This window comes from Spirosoma humi (assembly GCF_054776575.1).
The window spans coordinates 768,787-789,258 of record NZ_BAAHBR010000008.1; the positions used below are offsets into that span (position 1 = coordinate 768,787).

At 53.7% G+C, this 20,472-nt stretch carries 19 protein-coding genes; 12 read left to right on the top strand and 7 right to left on the bottom strand.

All coding sequences use genetic code 11. The features are described 5' to 3' along the window. Positions 1-99: 99 nt before the first annotated feature. Positions 100-1,410 (bottom strand): adenosylhomocysteinase, encoded by a 1,311-nt coding sequence (ahcY, locus tag ACYU8Y_RS11920; RefSeq protein WP_460937388.1) that lies wholly within the window; start codon positions 1,408-1,410, stop codon positions 100-102. Positions 1,411-1,714: 304 nt separating this feature from the next. Here ahcY and ACYU8Y_RS11925 point away from each other — a divergent pair, with 304 nt between their 5' ends. Continuing rightward, complete coding sequence (locus ACYU8Y_RS11925; RefSeq protein WP_460937390.1) at positions 1,715-2,044, top strand: hypothetical protein; 330 nt, start codon at positions 1,715-1,717, stop codon at positions 2,042-2,044. An 82-nt stretch (positions 2,045-2,126) separates the two neighbouring features. On the opposite strand, the gene hemN is transcribed toward ACYU8Y_RS11925, so the two are convergent. Further along, positions 2,127-3,503: an oxygen-independent coproporphyrinogen III oxidase gene (gene hemN / locus ACYU8Y_RS11930; protein ID WP_460939030.1), complete on the bottom strand. Its 1,377-nt coding sequence runs from the start codon at positions 3,501-3,503 to the stop codon at positions 2,127-2,129. 134 nt (positions 3,504-3,637) lie between these two features. Here hemN and ACYU8Y_RS11935 point away from each other — a divergent pair, with 134 nt between their 5' ends. The 9 genes from ACYU8Y_RS11935 (at position 3,638) to ACYU8Y_RS11975 (ending at position 13,279) form a co-directional block, all read left to right on the top strand. After that, positions 3,638-6,115 carry a heavy metal translocating P-type ATPase gene (locus tag ACYU8Y_RS11935; RefSeq protein WP_460937392.1) on the top strand — a complete coding sequence of 826 codons (2,478 nt, stop codon included), beginning with the start codon at positions 3,638-3,640 and terminating at the stop codon, positions 6,113-6,115. Positions 6,116-6,233: 118 nt separating this feature from the next. Further along, a complete protein-coding gene (locus tag ACYU8Y_RS11940; protein ID WP_460937394.1) occupies positions 6,234-6,986 on the top strand; it encodes an acyl-CoA desaturase in 753 nt (250 codons plus the stop codon). A 100-nt stretch (positions 6,987-7,086) separates the two neighbouring features. Continuing rightward, a complete protein-coding gene (gene ccoS, locus ACYU8Y_RS11945) occupies positions 7,087-7,272 on the top strand; it encodes a cbb3-type cytochrome oxidase assembly protein CcoS (protein WP_460937396.1) in 186 nt (61 codons plus the stop codon). A gap of 17 nt (positions 7,273-7,289) precedes the next feature. After that, complete coding sequence (gene ccoN / locus ACYU8Y_RS11950; RefSeq protein ID WP_460937398.1) at positions 7,290-9,494, top strand: cytochrome-c oxidase, cbb3-type subunit I; 2,205 nt, start codon at positions 7,290-7,292, stop codon at positions 9,492-9,494. A 2-nt stretch (positions 9,495-9,496) separates the two neighbouring features. Next, positions 9,497-9,682, top strand: a complete 186-nt coding sequence (locus tag ACYU8Y_RS11955) for a hypothetical protein (protein ID WP_460937400.1) — start codon at positions 9,497-9,499, stop codon at positions 9,680-9,682. A gap of 12 nt (positions 9,683-9,694) precedes the next feature. Next, positions 9,695-10,525: a cbb3-type cytochrome c oxidase N-terminal domain-containing protein gene (locus ACYU8Y_RS11960; RefSeq protein WP_460937402.1), complete on the top strand. Its 831-nt coding sequence runs from the start codon at positions 9,695-9,697 to the stop codon at positions 10,523-10,525. 75 nt (positions 10,526-10,600) lie between these two features. Beyond that, entirely contained in the window at positions 10,601-12,043 is a 1,443-nt protein-coding gene (gene ccoG, locus ACYU8Y_RS11965) for a cytochrome c oxidase accessory protein CcoG (RefSeq protein ID WP_460937404.1), read from the top strand. A 94-nt stretch (positions 12,044-12,137) separates the two neighbouring features. Next, positions 12,138-12,581: a FixH family protein gene (locus ACYU8Y_RS11970; RefSeq protein ID WP_460937406.1), complete on the top strand. Its 444-nt coding sequence runs from the start codon at positions 12,138-12,140 to the stop codon at positions 12,579-12,581. Between the two features lie 2 nt (positions 12,582-12,583). Next, positions 12,584-13,279, top strand: a complete 696-nt coding sequence (locus ACYU8Y_RS11975) for a sulfite exporter TauE/SafE family protein (RefSeq protein ID WP_460937408.1) — start codon at positions 12,584-12,586, stop codon at positions 13,277-13,279. Positions 13,280-13,327: 48 nt separating this feature from the next. Here the strand turns inward: ACYU8Y_RS11975 and ACYU8Y_RS11980 are convergent, their stop codons facing one another. Both ACYU8Y_RS11980 and ACYU8Y_RS11985 read right to left on the bottom strand, forming a co-directional pair. Beyond that, positions 13,328-13,741 (bottom strand): hypothetical protein, encoded by a 414-nt coding sequence (locus ACYU8Y_RS11980; protein ID WP_460937410.1) that lies wholly within the window; start codon positions 13,739-13,741, stop codon positions 13,328-13,330. Positions 13,742-13,746: 5 nt separating this feature from the next. Continuing rightward, positions 13,747-14,076: a thioredoxin family protein gene (locus tag ACYU8Y_RS11985; RefSeq protein WP_460937412.1), complete on the bottom strand. Its 330-nt coding sequence runs from the start codon at positions 14,074-14,076 to the stop codon at positions 13,747-13,749. Between the two features lie 139 nt (positions 14,077-14,215). Here ACYU8Y_RS11985 and ACYU8Y_RS11990 point away from each other — a divergent pair, with 139 nt between their 5' ends. Together ACYU8Y_RS11990 and ACYU8Y_RS11995 are read left to right on the top strand one after the other, a co-directional pair. Next, complete coding sequence (locus ACYU8Y_RS11990) at positions 14,216-15,430, top strand: PAS domain-containing sensor histidine kinase (protein WP_460937414.1); 1,215 nt, start codon at positions 14,216-14,218, stop codon at positions 15,428-15,430. After that, positions 15,408-16,466 (top strand): response regulator, encoded by a 1,059-nt coding sequence (locus ACYU8Y_RS11995; RefSeq protein ID WP_460937416.1) that lies wholly within the window; start codon positions 15,408-15,410, stop codon positions 16,464-16,466. Before ACYU8Y_RS11990 ends, ACYU8Y_RS11995 begins: the two co-directional genes overlap by 23 nt. Before the next feature lie 50 nt (positions 16,467-16,516). Here ACYU8Y_RS11995 and ACYU8Y_RS12000 read toward each other — a convergent pair whose 3' ends face one another. From ACYU8Y_RS12000 to ACYU8Y_RS12010, 3 genes are all read right to left on the bottom strand, one after another. Continuing rightward, a complete protein-coding gene (locus tag ACYU8Y_RS12000; protein ID WP_460937418.1) occupies positions 16,517-16,726 on the bottom strand; it encodes a hypothetical protein in 210 nt (69 codons plus the stop codon). Between the two features lie 24 nt (positions 16,727-16,750). Continuing rightward, the gene (locus ACYU8Y_RS12005; protein ID WP_460937420.1) at positions 16,751-17,905 is read right to left on the bottom strand and encodes a PepSY-associated TM helix domain-containing protein; all 1,155 of its coding nucleotides are present in this window, start codon (positions 17,903-17,905) and stop codon (positions 16,751-16,753) included. A gap of 86 nt (positions 17,906-17,991) precedes the next feature. Beyond that, on the bottom strand, positions 17,992-20,421 hold the full coding sequence (locus ACYU8Y_RS12010) for a TonB-dependent receptor domain-containing protein (protein ID WP_460937422.1): 2,430 nt from the start codon (positions 20,419-20,421) through the stop codon (positions 17,992-17,994). Between the last annotated feature and the right edge of the window lie 51 nt (positions 20,422-20,472).

The following is a 20,472-nucleotide window of genomic DNA, read 5'->3' on the forward strand; positions in this document are numbered from 1 at the left end:
GCGCGACCCGTTTTCGGAGTCGCGCTTGCTAACGTATGCTATAGGTTTTATATCCCAGTGGGTTATATCATAGACCTTACAGCTTATGGCCTACCTGATTTAGTACCGATACATTTCCGATTTGAACGGACCCTGAACCGATACACCGATGTAGTCGGCCTGTTCCTGGGCCAGTGGTTCAAGTTTTGCGCCTACGTGAGACAGATGCAGCGCGGCTACTTTCTCATCGAGAATTTTAGGAAGCACATACACTTTGTTCTCGTATTTGTCGGCGTTGGACCACAATTCCAGTTGGGCCAGCGTTTGGTTCGAGAACGAGCACGACATCACAAAGGAAGGGTGGCCCATGGCGCAGCCAAGGTTTACCAGACGGCCTTCGGCCAGAATGATAATTTCTTTGCCGTTGACCTCATACATATCCACTTGCGGTTTGATCTGGCTCTTTGTCTGACCGTAGTTCTCGTTCAGCCACGCCATGTCAATTTCGTTATCGAAGTGACCAATGTTGCAGACAATGGCTTTGTCGCGCATGGCTTCGAAGTGACGAGCTTTGATGATGCCTACGTTACCCGTTGCCGTTACGAAAATTTGTGCCCGGTGAACGGCTTCGTCCATCGGAAGAACTTCGAATCCATCCATAGCCGCCTGGAGCGCGCAAATCGGATCGATTTCGGTGACCAGCACGCGGCAACCGGCACCCCGTAGCGATTCGGCCGATCCTTTGCCCACGTCACCGTAACCGGCAACGACGGCTACTTTACCCGCCAGCATCAGGTCGGTAGCCCGACGGATGGCATCAACGAGCGATTCGCGGCAACCGTATTTGTTATCGAATTTAGACTTCGTTACCGAGTCATTCACGTTGATGGCTGGCAAATGAAGCGTTCCGTTCTTCATGCGCTCATACAGACGGTGAACACCGGTCGTTGTTTCTTCCGACAGGCCTTTGATGCCCTGAATCAACTCCGGGTAGTCATCGAAAACCATGTTCGTCAAGTCGCCACCGTCATCAAGAATCATGTTCAGTGGCTGACGATCTTCGCCGAAAAACAACGTTTGTTCGATACACCAGTTGAACTCTTCTTCGTTCATGCCTTTCCAGGCATATACCGGAATGCCAGCAGCCGCAATGGCTGCCGCGGCATGGTCCTGTGTCGAAAAAATATTACAGGACGACCACGTAACGTCGGCACCTAGCTCAACCAGCGTTTCGATCAAAACCGCGGTTTGAATGGTCATGTGCAGGCAGCCAGCAACACGTGCGCCCTGCAGGGGTTTCGATGGGCCGTATTCAGCACGAAGGGCCATCAGTCCCGGCATTTCGGCTTCGGCAAGTTTAATTTCCTTGCGGCCCCACTCGGCCAGCGCGATGTCCTTAACCTTATAGGGGACGTAGGTTGATGTTTCCATAATTGAATTGATAGAAGTACAGGAACGATTCTGTGTCAGTATAGCCAGCCGTCCCTCGCTAGGTAATTTCTTAGGAAAGTGCAAAAATAAGAACGGGCGGGGAGAATCCCTATCCGAATTAAAAGACTTTAGTAAATGGCAGCAGCGTACGGTCGGAAATAGGAGGGGTTGTTGGTGCGCCAACCGAATGATACGTTCCTTCATTGGTGAGCCAACAACAATCAGCAGAGGAACTAACCAACGTCATATGGGCTCAGGGAAACAGGCGGTTATTTTGCCATATCATTTAAAACGAACAACAATCATGGCAACGCTCACTCAATCGTCGACCTATACAACTACCCCATCGTCAGGCTGGCTCACGGCTTACCAGAATTTCACCACCAAAGCAGAGTTCAATCGTATTGGCTGGGCAGCTACGGCCGTTGCTATCCAGGGTTGTGTGCTGGCCCCCGCTCTATTACTGGCTATGTTTAATTTTGGTGGGGGCGACTGGCAGTTTCTGGTCGGTATGCTGAGTTTTATGCTCGTATTGGTTCCAGTACTGTCGGCTATGCCCGTCAAATACATCTTATCGACATTCGCGATCAGTGTGGTCATTCACGTATTGATTATCCTGGTCGATGTCCTGTAAGCAGGAGAAAATAACCCGGTCATAAAAAGCCCCTGATCCAGCGGATCAGGGGCTTTTTATGACCGGGTTAGTACCGTCTTCGTCAGATGGTTTGAGAAAACAAAGGCCTTTGAACAGTACTCCTGTTTTGTTGGGTGTGATTGAGCCGTTCGTCGAAGGCCATGCAGATGTTACGAAGAAACGGACGACCTTCCGGGTTGACACGCAGTCCTTCGGCATCGTAATTCAGTAAACCATCGAGTCGGAATGCTTCGAGCCGTTCCGATAGCCGCGCCCACTCAACCTTCGACCAACCGCCCAGATGCCAGCTCGTTTTGCCCTGACACATGATATTTAAAATTTGCCGACGCAGGAACTGATCCTGATCATCCAGAATGTGCCCGCGCAGCAAAGGCAGTTGGCCCTCCATGGCTTTGCCTACATAAGCATCAATATCTTTTTCGTTTTGCGCAAAAGCGGACCAGACATCACCAATGGATGATGCTCCCAGGCCGATCAGCATCTGCGTCTGGGTTGTGGTGTATCCCATGAAATTGCGGTGCACCGTGCCGTTCTGCATGGCCAGATAAAGAGAATCGTGCGGCCGTGCGAAGTGGTCCATGCCAATCTCGACGTAGCCCGCTCTCTCGAGAAGGTCGCGGCCTGTTTCGTACAGCACTCGCTTCTGATCCCCCGATGGCAGATCCTCGTCGCGAAAACCACGCTGCCCATTTCCTTTTATCCAGGGTACGTGTGCATAGGAGTAAAACGCAATGCGGTCAGGGTTCTGGCGTAACGTTTTGAGGATCGTGTCTTCGATGGAGTCCGGCGTCTGGAACGGCAGTCCAAACACGAGATCGTGACTCACGGATGTATACCCAATGGCCCGCGCCTGTTCCGTTACACGCCAGACATTTTCTGGCGGCTGAATCCGGTGAATGGCCTGTTGTACCCGCGGGTCATAATCCTGCACACCGAAACTGACGCGCCGGAATCCAAACGTGTAAAGTACCTGTAGGTGTTCGGCTGTGGTATTATTCGGGTGTCCTTCCCAGCCATAGTCAGGCATTGGAGCCGGATCGGCCCGGCGAAACAGGCCGGTCAACAAACGCTGAAGCTGTTCGGGGGAGAAGAAGCTTGGTGTACCGCCCCCAAAATGAAGTTCGGCAAGGCGTGGACGACCGGGCAGCAGGGTACAATAAGTGTCCCATTCGGCAAGCAGGGCAGTTATATACGGCTCTTCGACACGATGATTTTTGGTGATGCGCTTCGTACAGCCGCAGAATGTGCAGAGGCTTTCGCAATAGGGCAAATGCACGTACAGGCTAATCCCACTGGCGCTGTTCGTTGCGCTGAACGCCCGGTTCAGGTTGGTTATCCAGGCGGCTTCGCTGAAAGTAGTCTCGTCCCAGAACGGAACCGTCGGATAGCTGGTGTACCGGGGACCCGGAACGTTGTATTTCTGAATAAGCGTGTTCATGCGGTGTTTAGCCTTGATCCGGCAAAGATGGCTGGCCCGGCCGGGAACCTCCCTGAGTCCTGTCAGCTCCATACCTGATGGTTGTCAGGGCACAGGACGGCAGGTCGTGGCAACTTGCGCCAAATTCTATGACCATGTCTACGGCCTCGGTACCTATTGCCCGTTGCTACCACTGCGGCAACGACTGCACGGCGCAAGATTTATGCGTTGACGACAGGCATTTTTGCTGTGACGGTTGTAAGACCGTGTACGAAATCCTGAGCGCAAATCAGCTTTGCCAATACTACGACCTCAACGCGCGGCCGGGCCAGACACCCCGGCCGATTGCCCGAATGGCCTTTCTGGACTTGCCCGAGGTACGGCACCAGCTGGTGGAGTTTACGAACGATACCATCACGATCGTGACGTTTTACATCCCGACCATTCACTGCAGTTCGTGCCTTTGGCTGCTGGAACACCTCTACCGCCTGAACCCGGCCATCCGGCAGTCACGGGTCGATTTTCTTAAAAAACAGGTCCATCTAACCTTTGCCACGACCGAGCTGTCGTTGCGTGAACTTGCCGAACTGCTTACCTCGCTGGGGTATGAGCCACTCATCAGCCTGAGCGATGTCGTACACCAACAGCAAACGCCAACCTACCGCCCTCTGCTTTACCGGCTGGCAGTAGCGGGCTTTTGTGCGGGCAACATCATGTTGTTTAGCTTTCCCGAGTACCTCGGCCTCGATGAGCCATCGTTCAGGCACTGGTTCGGCATTATTAACTTACTGCTGGCAACACCCGTGGTGTTCTATTCGGGGTCGGGTTATTTTGAATCCGTCTGGCGAAGTTTACGCCAGGACGTTCGGCGGGGATTCGTCAATATCGACTTTCCTATTTTAGTGGGCATTCTAGTTGCGTACACACGAGGCACGTATGAAGTCCTTTTCCTCAATGGAGCAGGCTATTACGATTCTGTAGCGGGTTTGATTTTCTTTCTGCTGTGCGGCAAGTGGTTTCAACAGCGGACCTACGATTTTCTGTCGTTCGAGCGTGATTATAAGGCGTACTTTCCGCTGGCCGTTATGCGATTACCAAAAGGGACAGAACGCGTTCTTAATCGCAACGCTTTGTCCAACGCTGAAACGCCCGTTCCGGTAGCGGACCTACAGAAAGGTGACCGCATTCGTATTCGTCATGGCGAGTTGATCCCGGCTGACGGTATTTTGTATCGGGGTACGGGCATCATCGACTACTCATTCGTGACGGGCGAATCGGAGCCGGAGCGGAAGGAACCCGGTACGTTATTGTTTGCCGGGGGACGGCAAATGGGCGAAGTTATCGACATAGAGATCGTTCGCGAAACATCGCAAAGCTACCTGACTCAGCTCTGGAACAACGATGCGTTTCGAAAGGCCGATAAAGACGAGTTCACTACGTTTGCCGACTACGTGGGTAAATACTTTACGCTGACCGTACTCAGTCTGGCGACCTTCATCGGCTTGTATTGGTATGGCTATCGGGGCGAGGTCGGTACGGCGGTCAACGCCTTTACCGCCGTACTGATCGTAGCTTGTCCCTGCGTTCTGTCGTTATCGTATCCCGTAGCACTGGGGCATGGGCTGCGTTTGCTGGGTAAGCGTAAGCTTTACCTTAAAAACGCCGACGTCATTGAACAAATGGCTGCCTGCGATACCATTGTTCTGGACAAAACGGGTACCCTCACAACGGTCAATGAGCCAGTGAGCGAACAAACCGTAACGGGTTCAATTGGCATTACTGAATCGTTTTCTCCCGCACTGACCAATTTTGAACGGTCGCTGGTGCTGTCGGTCGTACGTCAGTCGGCCCACCCGCTTAGTCGGCGATTAACGACGTACCTGAACCAGGTGCATCCCCTGCCGACCGAAGGCTTTACCGAATTGGCCGGACAGGGTATTCAGGCACTGGTGGATGGTTGGCAGGTGAAAGTAGGCCGACTGGATTTTGTTGGGGGCGATGAGGCTGCCCGAAAACCCGCAGGCGTTGTCGTTCACCTTGGTATTGAGGGCCATTACCGGGGCTATTTTCACTTTCCTGGCCAGTACCGACCCGGTATTGGAGCGATGCTCACCGACCTGAGTAAGACCCATACGCTTCACCTGCTTTCGGGCGATAATGAGGCTGCCAAACCGGAACTGCTGTCCTGGTTTCAGAACGACCGGATGGTGTTCGAATGCAGCCCCCAACAGAAACTCGATGTGGTGCGCCAGTTGCAGACCGAAGGTCACCGCGTGCTGATGATCGGCGATGGCCTGAACGATGCCGGTGCGCTCAAACAGGCCGATGTGGGTATTGCCGTCACAGACGATACCATCCAGTTTACGCCCGCCAGCGACGGAATCCTGGACGCGTCATCGCTGCATGAACTCGCCCGGTTTATCCATTTCAGCCGGTTCGGCATGCGACTGATCCGGTTTAGCTTCTGTGTATCGTTGCTCTATAACGTCGTCGGCCTGAGCTACGCCCTGATGGGGCACCTGTCTCCGGTAGTGGCTGCCATCCTGATGCCGCTTAGCTCGACTACCATGGTCCTTATCGCAACACTCGGTATGCGGTGGTGGGCGGCTGGAAAACTAAGCGACGAACGCTGAACAAGGAGTAGGCTATTGTCGACTCAAACCTGATTGGCTTCAGCCGTCGGCCTGACGCTTGTCATGGTGTCGGCGCAGGATACCGCTCAACTTTGTGCCAGCACTTTCCGCTTCCTACATGCTTATCATTCTTGCGTTCTTTGTCTGCCACTGGTATCTCTCCATCTTCACCCAAACCTTTTTCCTGCATCGTTACGCGGCTCACCAGATGTTCGTCATGAGCCCCCGCTGGGAGAAGTTTTTTTATACCCTGACGTTTATTGGCCAGGGGTCGTCGTTTCTGAGCCCCCGCGCCTATGGCATCATGCACCGTCTGCACCACGCCTATGCCGATACGGAAGACGATCCGCATTCGCCTTCGTACGCAACCGGATTGTTCGATATGATGTGGAAAACCCGGCTATTCTATAATGACATCCTCAATAATCGCGACCACATCGCCCCAAAATTCAAGAAGGGTGTACCAAACTGGCCGTTTATGGAGTGGCTCGGCGATCGATGGCCGGTACGGCTGGCGTGGGGAACGGCGTATACGCTCGTGTATTGTTTCTACGCGCCATCGGCCTGGTGGTTTGCGTTGCTGCCGGTGCATTACCTGATGGGACCAATTCACGGAGCTATCATTAACTGGTACGCGCACCGATATGGCTACGTAAATTTCCCCGTAAACGACACGGCCAAAAACCTGCTGCCGGTTGATTTTCTGATGATGGGCGAGTCGTATCACAACAACCATCATAAGTTTGGCGGGCGGGCTAATTTTGGTGGCTTTCGATGGCACGAGTTCGATCCGACCTACCCAATCATACGCCTGCTGAACCGCCTGGGTATTATCCGCCTGAAGGTTAACAACGATTTGAACTACATGTAGTTAGGGGTGTCCTCCTGAATTCTATCAGTCCCTCAGCTGACGTTTCTCATACCATGCCGGTTTGGTTAGCTGCACCTTTGAGCCGTTAAATCGTTGGGCCATGCACATTATCTTTTTCATGATCGGAGTCAGCCTGTTGATGGCACTGGGCTTCCTGGGGGCCTTCTTCTGGTCGATGAAAACCGGCCAGCAGGATGATCTGTATACACCGTCTTTGCGAATGTTGCTGGACGATGACATGCCGGAAGCCCCCGTAACCCATGGAGCCGAACCTACCGTACCTTAATCACCTCTTTGTTTGCCATGAATGTCTCGTCTAAATCACCCGTAGCCATTATCTCGTCCGACCGCGAAGCTATTGGAAAGCAGCCGCCAGAAGGGGGATCGCCGGTAGAGTATTTTGCTTACGACAACCGGACTGTCCGCAACTTCGCGGTAGCTACCGTTATCTGGGGGCTCGTTGGTATGCTGGTCGGCGTCCTGGTTGCCAGCCAGTTATTTGCCCCGTCTGCCAACCTGGGCAATCAGTACACCACGTTCGGCCGGATTCGCCCCCTGCATACCAATGCCGTTATTTTCGCCTTTGTCGGGAACGCGATTTTTATGGGCGTGTATTACTCGTTGCAACGGCTCTGTAAAGCGCGGATGTTTTCTGATGTGCTTAGTAAAATTCACTTCTGGGGATGGCAGGCCATCATTGTCGCTGCGGCTATTACACTGCCGCTGGGTATGACCACCTCCCATGAATACGCCGAACTCGAATGGCCCATCGACATTGCCATTACCCTGATTTGGGTGGTGTTTGGCGTCAATATGTTTGGCACCATCATCAAACGTCGGGAGCGGCATCTGTACGTAGCCATCTGGTTTTACATCGCTACGTTCGTGACCGTTGCCGTGCTTCACATTGTCAACTCGTTCGAGATGCCGGTGAGCCTCTTCAAAAGTTACTACCTCTACGCTGGTGTTCAGGATGCCCTGGTGCAGTGGTGGTACGGACACAATGCCGTGGCGTTTTTCCTGACCACGCCATTCCTGGGGATGATGTATTACTTCCTGCCCAAGATGGCCAATCGGCCGGTATACTCCTACAAACTGTCGATTCTGCACTTCTGGGCCTTGATTTTTATCTATATCTGGGCAGGGCCGCACCATTTGCTCTACACCTCACTGCCCGACTGGGCGCAGTCACTGGGAGTTGTCTTCTCGGTCATGCTGATTGCGCCGTCGTGGGGTGGCATGATCAACGGGCTGCTGACGTTGCGGGGTGCCTGGGACAAGGTTCGTGAGGATGCCATTCTGAAATTTATGGTCGTGGGGTTAACGGCCTACGGCATGGCTACCTTCGAGGGGCCGATGCTCGCGCTGAAGAACGTCAATGCCATTGCCCACTTCACCGACTGGATCGTCGCGCACGTGCACGTGGGTGCCCTGGGCTGGAACGGCTTCCTGGCTTTTGCCATACTGTATTGGCTCATTCCGCGCCTGTACCATACGCCGATCTACTCGAAGAAGTTGATGAACATTCATTTTTGGGTCGGTACGCTGGGTATCCTGTTCTATGCCGTGCCGATGTATATCTCGGGCTTCACACAGGGAATGATGTGGAAAGAATTCACGCCCGAAGGTGTTCTGAAATACCCCAGCTTTCTCGAAACGACACTCCAGATTTTGCCCATGCACCAGATGCGGGCGCTGGGCGGTACGTTCTACCTATTCGGGGCAATGCTGATGGCCTACAACCTGTTCAAGACAATGGCCGCCGGAACGCTCGTTGCCAACGAAGCCGCCGAAGCACCAGCCTTAACAAAAGCCTATACGCCCACCGGCTCGGATACCTACTGGCACCGCTGGTTTGAGCGAAAACCTTTTCCGCTGCTGGTTGGCTCGCTCGTGGTGATTCTGATTGGGTCACTGGTCGAGCTGATTCCAACCTTCATGGTCCAGTCGAACGTGCCGACCATTGCTTCTGTACAGCCTTATACGGCACTCGAAGTGCAGGGACGCGACCTCTACATCCGGGAGGGCTGCGTTAACTGCCATAGCCAGATGGTACGCCCGTTCCGCTCCGAAACCGAGCGCTACGGTGAGTATTCGAAAGCGGGCGAATTCGTGTATGACCACCCGTTTCTGTGGGGCAGTAAGCGCACCGGCCCGGACCTGCACCGCGAAGGCGGCAAGTACCCCGACTCCTGGCACTACCACCACATGCGCGACCCGGCTTCGATGTCGCCCGGCTCCATCATGCCGCCGTATCCGTGGCTGCTGGAGCAGAAACTGGACATATCGACGACGTCGGATAAGCTGCGGGCGCTGAAGAAAGTAGGTGTTCCCTACGATGATCAAACGATTGACTACGCCAACGAGTCCCTCATGAAGCAAGCTGATCAGGTCAGTGGCCGACTGGCGAAGGAAGGGATCAAGGTCAAGTCGGATCGCGAGATTGTGGCGCTGATCGCCTACCTGCAACGACTCGGTACGGACATTAAGAAAATGCAGACAAACTAGCCATGTTCAAGCAATTTATATCCACGATTCCGGGGGCAGACATCTACATGATCGGCTCGTTCCTGACGTTTCTTTTCTTTTTTGTGCTGGTGGGTCTGTACCTGCTCATTGCGGACAAAGGGCACATTCAACGCATGGGTCGCCTGCCCCTGGACGAATCTACCGATGCCGGAGCGCCAGTACTTTAATTCCTTCCTGTCATGAACCTGTTTTTAACCAACTTAGTCGATCCGACCACGGGCTCATCCGTCTGGAACCTCCGTTCGGGCGATGACCTGCTGTGGGTAGTCATACTTTTTCTGATCGCTGCGGGAGTCGGCCTGATGTTCGTCGCAACCCTGTACCTGGCCTATATTTTACGGCAGGCACTGGGGCCGCGGGTCGTCGCCAAACCGGTCGATAACCGCTCATCCTGGCAGCGGTGGGCAGGGCTCCACGCGCTCAGCAGCGAGAGCGATCTGGTTATGGAACACGCTTACGATGGCATTGCCGAGCTGGACAACCCAACACCGCCCTGGTTTATGGGCCTGTTTTACAGTACGATTGGTTTTGGGGTGGTGTACCTATTGGTTTTTCACGTGATCGGCTCCGGCAATATTATGGAGCAGGAATATAGCCAGGAGGTGGCCATCGCCGACAAGCAACGCGAAGCCTACCTGAAGCTGGTGTCGGGGAAAATCAACGAAAATAACGTGACCCAACTCACCGACGCAAAGGGAATTGAGGGCGGAAAGGCGCTTTTTGCCCAGTATTGTACTGCCTGCCACGGGCAGAATGCCGAAGGTAAAGTGGGGCCAAACCTAACCGATGAGTACTGGCTCCACGGGGGCTCGATCAGGGCTGTTTACCATACCATCACCGAGGGCGTTCCGGAAAAGGGCATGATTTCGTGGAAGAAACAGCTCAATCCGTTACAGATTCAGCAGGTAGCCAGTTACGTGCTGTCGTTGCAGGGGTCGAAGCCAGCGGATGCCAAAGAGCCGCAGGGCGATAAGGTAACGCCCGAAGGTCCCCCCGTGGCCGTTCGCTGAAACGAACGCCTAACGAAACCGGCCCTGTAAAGCTTAGCGTATTCTTTACGTACCTCCGCGTAACAACCAAACTCCATGACGACGGAATTCAATGACTTTGAAACGCCCGTTGATGCGTACCGGCGGCAGGCTGCCGCCGAACCATCGAGCGGTAAGCGGCAGTGGCTCTATCCGCGTGAGGTAAAAGGTCGTTACTACCGCTGGCGCACAGGGGTTGCCTGGCTATTGCTGGCGTTGTTTTTCGGCGGGCCATTTCTTAGCCGCGATGGGCAGCCGTTGTTTCTGTTCAATGTACTGGAGCGGAAATTCAACTTCTTCGGGGTTACGTTCTGGCCACAGGATTTTCACCTCGTTGCCATCGGTATGCTGGCGTTCATCGTCTTCATTTCGCTCTTTACGGTCGTTTATGGCCGGGTATGGTGTGGGTGGGCCTGTCCACAAACGGTATTCATGGAAATGGTATTTCGGAAAATCGAAATGGCCATCGAAGGTGATTTCAAGGCCCGTAGACGACTCGATGCCGCTCCCTGGACAATGGAGAAACTCCTGAAGAAGGGCACAAAATACACCGTTTTCTTTCTCATCTCGTTCGTCATCAGCAACACATTTCTGGCGTATATCATTGGTAAGGATGCGCTGCTTGACATCGTCCGCGATGACCCCATGAACCACCTCGGCGGACTATCGGCCATTCTGATCTTTACCGTTGTATTTTACGCCGTTTTTGCCTGGCTGCGCGAGATTGTCTGTACCACCATTTGCCCATACGGCCGTCTGCAGGGCGTTCTGCTCGACCGAAAATCAGTCGTAGTTGCCTATGATGAGCTGCGTGGCGAACCTCGTGGGAAAAAACAGAAGGTAACACCTGCTATCAGCTCCACGCTGCAACCCCTGACGGTTGCCCCGAAAGGAGACTGCATCGATTGTAAGTTATGCGTACAGGTTTGCCCTACCGGCATCGACATTCGCAAGGGCATTCAGATGGAATGCATTAGCTGCACCGCCTGCATCGACGCCTGCGACGACGTGATGGACAAAATTGATCGTCCGCGGGGCCTTATCCGGCACGATTCGCTGGCGGGTATTCAGACACGTAGTCCGTGGCGATTTTCAGGCCGGATGCTGGCCTATAGTCTCGTCCTGCTCCTGATTATGGGCGTGTGGGGGTATCTACTGGCCGGGCGCGCCGATCTGGAAACGACCGTTCTGCGAGCACCTGGTCAACTGTTCCAGCGCGAATCAGGTGGCCGGGTGTCAAATCTCTATTTGGTCGAAGTGGTCAATAAAACGCACCACCCCCGACCCGTAACCTTCCGTGTGACGTATCCGGGCGCTCAGTTAAAAATGGTGCAGCCTCTGGCGAGGGTGCCCGCTGACGAACTGGCGAAGGGTATGTTCTTCATACTCCTGCCCGAAAAAGCTATCCACCAAAACAGTACCCCTGTAGAGATCGAAATTCTATCCGGAGGGGTCGTACTCGATACCATTAAAACAACCTTTCTGGGACCGATTCAGTAAGCGAAAAAGCAATAAAATATGCTGAGATGAAGTTTTCGCTCTTTCATTCATCCACTCTTTCACTCTTTATCCATTCACTTTTCACTCATTACGTATGAACTGGGGCAAAGCCATACCGCTTTTTTTTATTCTGTTTGCTGGTTTCATTGGCACAATGGTGTTTCGGATGAGCCGCCAGCGCGTCGATCTGGTGCGCGACGACTATTATCAGGATGAGCTTAGCTATCAGCAACACATCGACCAGGTTAGCAACGCACGCAACACCGGACCGGATCAATCTAACTCTTCTGTTACCATGACGTATCAATCTCATCAGCAACAGGTTGTTTTTGCCTTGCCTGACTCGCTCAGGAAGGGCCAGATTCTATTTTATCGCCCCGCCGACCGGCGTCAGGATTTTCAGGTTCCAATGCTGGCCGGCCCCGCTACGCGCCAGGTGATTTCGACTAAAAAACTGTCGAAAGGGCATTGGCGGGTGCAATTCTCCTGGTCGGACGGCCGACGAGACTACTACAAAGAGGAGCAGCTATTTATATAAAGATGCTAGCCTGGCTGGTTACCGCACTTCTGACAGGACTGATCAGCAGCCTGCACTGCGTGGGCATGTGTGGTCCTTTGGCAGCGGCTTTGCCCGTTGGCCGCCTGGAACGGTCGAAGCGCGGGTTGGCCATCGGGTTGTACCATGCCGGCCGAATCGCAACCTACAGCACGTTGGGGGCCTTCGCCGGTACGCTGGGGTTCGGTTTGCATTTGCTGGGCTGGCAGCGCCCCCTGGCTGTTTTTAGCGGAATTGTTCTGCTGGCCGGTTCTATCGGGCGGAGCCATTGGGCTGCGGGCTTACGCTGGCCCTGGCTAAATCGTTGGGTAACAACCGCGTTTGGACAACGCCTGCGTCAACCGGGCTGGGTGGGTTTCGCCGGATTGGGTGTTCTGAATGGTCTGTTACCCTGCGGATTTACCTACGTGGCGCTGGCTGGTACCCTGACCACCGATACGCCACTGGCGGGGGCTACCTACATGCTGCTGTTCGGGATGGGTACATTGCCTGCCTTGGTGGGCGTTAACACCCTGGCGGTCTGGTTAACAACGGTGGGCCGCAGACGGCTGAATTGGGCATTGTCCCTTGCAACGGTCGTCGTTGGGCTGCTACTCATTGGTCGGGGACTTGCCAATTACCAAATCCCCGACCAACCTTCGGGCACCATCCCGATCTGCCACGGTGCCCTGGTAAAATGAAAAGGCGTCAGACTTCCAAGCCTGACGCCTTTTCAATACAAGGACGTGTTAAAGAAGGTTGAGCGTCATCATACCTGACAAAAATTGAGTGCAGTCTGCTTTGATACACTCGTACTCATCCATCAGGGTAGCGATATGACGTTCCAGGGCGGTCGATAGGCCAAAGTGCGTATCAGAGCAGGCCCTCGTTTCGGTAATGGCTCCGCAATTCGCGCCCTCACAGACGAAGTCACGATGCAGCCAGTTCAGGCGCGTCCTTAAGTTATTCAGCTTGCGGTAGTACTCTATAGCCGAGTGGCGCAGACTTCGGTAGTTGTAGCGGTTCAGGATGTCAAGCAGCAGGGTCTGGAGCTGGTCAATCTCTTGGGTTTGTCGATCAATAGCCTGTTTCTGATCCAGATACCCTGCCCGGCAGGCAGGAAGTGTAGGTACATTCGATTGCCAGAAAGCGGTACGGTTCATAAAATTTAATCGGTAAGGTTTGTGAAAATGGATTGACCAAGCCGGGTGCGTAACTGCTGAAGAAGTTCCGGGCTGTCGATAAAGCCGGTATGCCGCCATAACTCCAGGCCGCGCTGGAGCAGCACAAACGAGGGCTGCGACGAAAACCCGAAACTACTGACCACTTCTGGATGCGTCGTTTCGGTGATATGCGTTATCCGAACGGCCGGGTTGAGCACCGATCGGGCTTTTTCTACCAACTGGTCCACCTCAGCCCGCTGGGTCAGAGTCGCTGGCGTAAAGACCAGCAGCACGGGTAGCTGAACCGGCGTCAGCAACGAAGAAGAGGATATCATGACGAAAAGTTAGTTTATTGCTGTAAAGTTGCGCCGATTACGACCACCAAACGGTGAGCCGTATCAACCGATAAACTGATTTTTATCAGCCAATACGACGCCGGTTCGTGTTACTTTCGCACTCAGAAATTAGTATCGTATGTCCAACGACTCGTTCGAGGCCGTTTTTACTCATGCTACCGTAGCCATCCTTGTTTCGGATGAGCAGGGGCGGATCATATCCGCCAATCGCTCTGCGTGTACACTGTTTGGCTACGATACAGACATGACCGAACTAGGCATCGAAGCGCTTGTGCCCGACACGGTGGTCAACCGCCACGAGCGGCTGCGGGCTTCGTTTAATGAGAATCCACAGGTGAGAGCCATGGGGCACGGCCGCGATCTGTACGCCAAACGAAGGGATGGCTCCGTGTTCCCCGCCGAAATCAGCCTGAGCTATTATCACCAGAACGGGGCGCTGTTCGCCGTTGCCTACATCATCGACATTACGTTCAAAAAAGAAGCTGAGCGGACACTGCTGGAGCAGAAAGATCGCATCGAGCAGCTCAATGCCCAATTGGAGCAGAAAGTCGCCGACCGTACGCACGCGCTCATGGCCACCCTCCACCAGCTTGAGCAGTCGAAAGATGAACTGGCCAAAGCGTTGGCCGCCGAACGCGAATTGGGCGAACTCAAATCCCGCTTCGTCTCGATGGCTTCTCACGAGTTCAGAACCCCCCTAAGTGCTATACTTACCTCCGCGTCGCTCATCGAAAAATACCCCGGTGGCGATCAGCAGGACAAGAGGCTGCGTCATATCCAGCGAATTAAATCCTCCGTTAATCACCTCAACGACATCCTCGAAGAGTTCCTGTCCGTTGGGCGGCTCGAAGAAGGGCGGGTGGAAGCCAACTGGTCTCCCGTAAATGTGCCCGCCCTGGTTGGTGAGGTAGTGGCCGATTTGCAGGGTATGCTGAAAGCGGGGCAACGCCTTCAGACGGCGTTCACCGGCGAAGAGACGGTGCAATCCGACCCCTCGCTGTTGCGTAAAATTCTGGTGAATCTATTGTCCAACGCCATCAAGTATTCCGGCGAAAATCAGTCTGTCTGGCTTAAGGCCGACGGGCTGAACCGCGCCCTGCAACTGACCATCCGCGACGAAGGCATCGGCATCTCGCCCGACGATCAGAAGCACCTCTTCGAACGGTTTTTCCGGGCCAAGAACGTTATCAATTTTGCCGGTACGGGCCTTGGCCTGCACATCGTTGCCAAATACCTCGAACTGCTGGGCGGCACGATCGACCTGACCAGCCAGTTGGGACGAGGCACCACTGTTACCCTGATGCTACCTTATGAAAACAATCCTACTCATTGAAGATAATGCCGACATTCGCGAGAATACGGCAGAGATCCTGGAACTGGCCGGCTACCGGGTGCTGACCGCTGAAAATGGGAAGGTAGGCGTTGAGCAAGCCCTAGCCAACCGGCCCGACCTGATTATCTGCGACATTATGATGCCGGTTTTGGATGGGTATGGCGTGCTGCACATCGTCAACAGCAATCCCGGCCTGAACGGCATTCCATTCATCTTCCTGACCGCTAAATCGGAACGGGTAGATTTTCGGAAAGGCATGGAACTCGGCGCCGACGATTACCTGACCAAGCCTTTCGACGATACGGAACTACTCAGCGCCGTGGAAGGGCGACTAAACCGCTTCCGGAATGTTGGGCCAACGTCAGCCGATCCGGCTAATCGGGTGCAACCAAACGAACTGAATCAATTTTTAGATAATGCCCAGTCAACCGGGGGCCTACAGGCGTTATCTGTTGACCGCAAGGCGCACCGTGTCCCCAAAAAGCAATTTGTTTATACCGAGGGGGATGAGCCGACGCGGCTGTATTTTCTTAAAAGCGGACGGGTAAAAACAACCCGTACCAATACGGATGGTAAGGAGTTCGTCACGGGGCTTTATCGGGCGGGAGACTTTTTTGGCTATCTCGCCTTGATCGACCATACGGCTTACACCGACTCGGCTGTTACGCTGGATGATTCAGAATTGATTTACATTCCCCAGGCCGACTTTCAGCAACTCCTGATGGCACAACCTGAGGTAAGCCGTCAGTTTGTGCGCTTGCTGGCCGGACGCGTCGATGAAACCGAAAAGCAGCTACTGGGTATGGCTTACGGTTCGCTGCGTCGGCGGGTAGCCGATGCCTTGCTGCGGCTGCATGAGCAGCTAGCTGGCGCGGCTATTCAACTATCACGGGATGATCTGGCTGCCATTGTCGGAACGGCAACCGAATCACTGATCCGCACACTGGGCGAGTTTAAGCAGGATGGCCTGATAGATGTGAGCAATGCCGGTATTCGGGTACTGCAACCCGATAAACTGCGCCGGGCCAACTGGTAAAGGCCACGGTGGCCATTGACGAAACGTTTACCTGTTTCGTGATCAACGCTTCATCGATAGCGTTTGACCGATCCTGATTTCCGTAAAAACCAGCCAATGACAACCAGCGGGATGGCTAGGCAGAGCCAGGAAAGGCCATCCCAGACCGCATCGCCGACCAGGGCCGCCAAAAGCCCAATGACACTGAGAACGCCCATTAAAATTGGCATCGTCCAGACGTGCCAGTAATCATAGGTTCTGGTACTTACTCGTCTACGCATAAAACGTCGGTGTTTCATGGTTTCCTATCGGCTAAAGGCTGGTTGGGCCGTTGACTGTAAGCGGGAGAGTTGGGCCTGAGTAGCTTTATTACGGGCAAACCATAAGTAAAGTCCACTGCCTAAAACGATGATGGTAAGTACATCGAACAGGGCCCAGAGGATTTTCAGCGGTAACCCACCATAATCCCCGAAGTGCAGCGGTTGTGAAATGAAAACGGCATTGACATACCAGGGCATGCTTCGCATGTCGGTCAGTTTACCCGTCTTGGCGTCGACCAGAGCGGGTTTGGCTAGCCGGGACGTCAGGGGCGTTGTCCCTTTCATGAAAACAGCGTAGTGGTGTTGGCTGGAGTACAGCGTGCCCGGATAAGCCACAAACGAAGGCTCCATACCGGGAGCCGCTTCTTTGGCTACTTTCATGGCCTGATCGAGTGGAGCCAGAGTGCCCCGCAACGGAGCCGCGCCTTTATAGGGAGCCACCATCTCGGCCAGTTGCCCTTGTTGCCATACCCCCTGCACCACTTCGGCCAGCGTATTGAGTACGCCCGTGAAGCCTACTACCGTGGCCCAGACGACCGTTACGACCCCCAAAAGGTTGTGCAAGTCAAGCCATTTCAAGCGAGTCGACCGTTCCGTGCGGATCATGCCGAAATTGAAGCGACGCATAATCGGACTGTAAAGCATCAGGCCCGACCCAATGGCAACGACAAAGAACAAGCCCATCAGACCCAGAAATAATTTGCCACCGATGCCCATGAACATGTCGATGTGCAGTTGCAGCATCACGTACATAAAACCTTCCTGTAGCTTGGGCTCTTCCAGCACACGGGCGGTGCGGTTGTCGTAAATAACCAGCTTGTAGTTGTCGGCTGGAGCCGTCATGGAATCCGACAGGGTGAATGTCGTCGTGTTCGGCTCATGTTCGTCCCAGTAAACGAAGCGAATCACTTTTGTCGGAAACTGCTGGCGGGCTTTTTGAGCGAGTCGTTCCAGTGGTACCGTCGGCGTTCCGGCGGGCAGGGCGGGCGCCAGCGGAGGCTTGCCTTCAAGAGCCTCGATCTCTTCGTGGAAGATAAGTGGTAAGCCTGTCAGACAAAGCATCAGCAGGAAAGCCGTACAAATCAGACTCGTCCATTTATGAATCTGAAACCAGGTTTTAACTTGGTTGGCGGTGCTCATGAGACCACTGGATTAAGTAATTTGAACTGGATAATTCTAAACGGCATAGCCCCGGCAACTACCGGGGCTATGCCGTTTAGAATTGATTAAAACTTGTAGGCAACGCTTCCGGCGAAGCTTCGCAGCTTCTGGGCGTTCATAGTGGTATAGCCAATCCAATAATGCTGGTTGGTCAGGTTATCTACTTTAGCCGATATCCGGAATTTACGCCGGTCGTAGAAGGCCGACGCATTAAGAACTGTGTAAGCGGGTAAAATGAATTCGCCCTGGCTGATGCTGTTCTGAATCTTGTTGTCACTGGCGTAATTACCACCGAAGCCAAAGCCCAGTCCACGGAGCCCATAGGAGTTGAAGCGGTAGCTAAGCCATAGATTGGCCAGCACGGGTGAGGAGGCCGTGGTAGGTCGGCGGCCGTTCACATCAGCATCGGCTTTCGTCAGCTTCGAATCATTATAGGAGAAGCCAGCCACCACGTTGAATCCCGTAAATGGATTCGCTACCACATCGATTTCAACGCCCCGGCTCAACTGCGTACCATCCTGCGTCTGGGCAAATTTAGCCGCTGCCAGCGGGTTCGGATCGTTGCGAAGCAGGTTTTTTACCTGAATGTCATAGTAACTGACCGTTGTCGTGAGCCGTCCGCCGAAGGCGTTTAGTTTCACCCCGGCCTCAAACTGGTTGGCCTGTTCCAGCTTGGCAAACTGCTGGGTCAGGCTGTCGGAATCCGTTACGTCGTAGGCATTGTAAACGCCCTGGTTGTTGAAGCTGTTCTGGTAATTGGCAAACAGCGATACTTTGTCTTTAATCGGTTGATACACAAGTCCGAATTTTGGCGAAAAGGCCGTCTGCGTGTAACCAGCCACGGGTGAGCCGACAATGCCACCCTTGTTGTGGAAATCATCGACCCGCAGAGCCGCCAGTACGCTTAACTGATCGGTCAGGTTCAGAACATCGGAAACAAAGGCACTATAGGTGTCCCGAATGCCGGAGGATGGATAGGTGAAATCCGGCGCTTTCGTGGCATACAATGCGGTTAGTGCTGACCCACTAAATTTGCTGTAATCATAATCGTTGGCAACCGGGACCGTATCATAGACACTGCCGAAAAACAATTGATTCGAGTTTACATGCAGGTAATCCAGGCCAACCACAATCCGGTTGCGCAGGCTGCCCAGTCGGAAATCACCGTTGAAAAGTTGCTGCACTTCAAACACATCATTGGTGCTGTTGCGCGTCGATTGGTCGGCCCGAACCAGGTTGTTGTTGCCAAGGCCTCGATCCGATGGAAGGAAGTAAAAATAAGGCCCGAACCCGTTGGAGTAGCTGTGGCTGGTGCTGATGTTTGTCGAGGACGTAAAGGCGGGGGAAATCCGGTAATTCACCTGACCAAACAGGTTCGTACTGCGCGATTGCTGGCTCAGACCGTTGCCCATGTACGAGTTCCGGTAGTCGACATTCAGTTGGTCGGCGCGGGTAGCACCAAGCGTGTAGCCCGGCACGTAGAAAAAGAAGAGTTGTTTGCCAACGTTCTCGTTCCGATAGATTTCGGCATCAAGCTGAATAGACAACCGATCGGTAGGCTTGAACAACAGGCTGGGAGCCAAGGCAAACCGGCGGCTAAAGCCCTGCGTCTGAAAGGTTCCTTCGTGATGGAACGCCGTATTAACGCGCAGCATCAGGTTGCGGCTTTTGTTGAGTGGCGTGTTCACGTCAAGACTGGCCCGCTGAAAATCGTAACTGCCTGCCGACAGGGTAACTTCTCCGCCAAACGTTTCGTATGGCTTCTTGGTGACCCGGTTGATCAGACCGCCATAAGAGGTCAGGGCACTCCCAAACAGGGTTGCGGATGGCCCTTTTATCGTTTCCAGCTTTTCCAGGTTCACGGCATCGATGTCGCTGGTAACGTTACCCGCCAGGCCATTGCGCAGTTGACTTTGTACAATAAAGCCACGGGTATTATAATAGCTTCCACCGTCGCCCGACCGGCCGGTAGCCTCCCACATTTTTTGGACGCCCGGCGCATTCCGCATGGCATCATCGACCGAAAAAACGAGTTGCTCGGTCAATAACTCCTTCCCAATGGTGTTGTATACCTGCGGATTTTCCAGATTCTTCAGCGGCATCTTCGACACGTAATCACTCGAAGAGCGGGAAAACCGGTTCGTACGACTGCCATTGACAGTCACCTCCGTTAACTGAGACGCGCTTTCCGATAACGTGAAGTCGACGGTAACCGACTCATTACCCGTTGTGGTAACGGTTTGCTCTACTGTCTTGAGGCCAATGGCAGATACCTGAAGCTGGTAGGTGCCCGCTTTAACATGATTTATCGAGAAATCGCCTTTTGCATTCGTCAGGGCACCCTGTCCTTTTCCTTTCAGGCTTACAGTTACGGCTTCGACCGGATTCCCGTCAGAGGTTTTTATATGACCCCGAATGGTTCCTCCTGTCTGGGCGTGAGTAACCAGGGCACTTAGAGAAAAAACAAGAACATAAAGTAATTTAATGGCATTCATTTGCAGTTATTATATAGATTCATTCTAAAGAGTTGCAAATGAACGACGGAT

Excerpts from the sequence above, each read along its gene's own strand:
- ACYU8Y_RS11940 (WP_460937394.1), top strand. The coding sequence starts at position 6,234 with ATGCTTATCATTCTTGCGTTCTTTGTCTGCCACTGGTATCTCTCCATC.
- ACYU8Y_RS11980 (WP_460937410.1), bottom strand. The coding sequence starts at position 13,741 with ATGAACCGTACCGCTTTCTGGCAATCGAATGTACCTACACTTCCTGCC.
- ACYU8Y_RS11990 (WP_460937414.1), top strand. The coding sequence starts at position 14,216 with ATGTCCAACGACTCGTTCGAGGCCGTTTTTACTCATGCTACCGTAGCC.
- ACYU8Y_RS12005 (WP_460937420.1), bottom strand. The coding sequence starts at position 17,905 with ATGAGCACCGCCAACCAAGTTAAAACCTGGTTTCAGATTCATAAATGG.
- ahcY (WP_460937388.1), bottom strand. The coding sequence starts at position 1,410 with ATGGAAACATCAACCTACGTCCCCTATAAGGTTAAGGACATCGCGCTG.
- ccoG (WP_460937404.1), top strand. The coding sequence starts at position 10,601 with ATGACGACGGAATTCAATGACTTTGAAACGCCCGTTGATGCGTACCGG.
- ACYU8Y_RS11995 (WP_460937416.1), top strand. The coding sequence starts at position 15,408 with ATGAAAACAATCCTACTCATTGAAGATAATGCCGACATTCGCGAGAAT.
- ccoS (WP_460937396.1), top strand. The coding sequence starts at position 7,087 with ATGCACATTATCTTTTTCATGATCGGAGTCAGCCTGTTGATGGCACTG.
- ACYU8Y_RS11970 (WP_460937406.1), top strand. The coding sequence starts at position 12,138 with ATGAACTGGGGCAAAGCCATACCGCTTTTTTTTATTCTGTTTGCTGGT.
- ACYU8Y_RS11955 (WP_460937400.1), top strand. The coding sequence starts at position 9,497 with ATGTTCAAGCAATTTATATCCACGATTCCGGGGGCAGACATCTACATG.
- hemN (WP_460939030.1), bottom strand. The coding sequence starts at position 3,503 with ATGAACACGCTTATTCAGAAATACAACGTTCCGGGTCCCCGGTACACC.
- ccoN (WP_460937398.1), top strand. The coding sequence starts at position 7,290 with ATGAATGTCTCGTCTAAATCACCCGTAGCCATTATCTCGTCCGACCGC.
- ACYU8Y_RS12010 (WP_460937422.1), bottom strand. The coding sequence starts at position 20,421 with ATGAATGCCATTAAATTACTTTATGTTCTTGTTTTTTCTCTAAGTGCC.
- ACYU8Y_RS11975 (WP_460937408.1), top strand. The coding sequence starts at position 12,584 with ATGCTAGCCTGGCTGGTTACCGCACTTCTGACAGGACTGATCAGCAGC.
- ACYU8Y_RS11935 (WP_460937392.1), top strand. The coding sequence starts at position 3,638 with ATGTCTACGGCCTCGGTACCTATTGCCCGTTGCTACCACTGCGGCAAC.
- ACYU8Y_RS12000 (WP_460937418.1), bottom strand. The coding sequence starts at position 16,726 with ATGCGTAGACGAGTAAGTACCAGAACCTATGATTACTGGCACGTCTGG.
- ACYU8Y_RS11960 (WP_460937402.1), top strand. The coding sequence starts at position 9,695 with ATGAACCTGTTTTTAACCAACTTAGTCGATCCGACCACGGGCTCATCC.
- ACYU8Y_RS11985 (WP_460937412.1), bottom strand. The coding sequence starts at position 14,076 with ATGATATCCTCTTCTTCGTTGCTGACGCCGGTTCAGCTACCCGTGCTG.
- ACYU8Y_RS11925 (WP_460937390.1), top strand. The coding sequence starts at position 1,715 with ATGGCAACGCTCACTCAATCGTCGACCTATACAACTACCCCATCGTCA.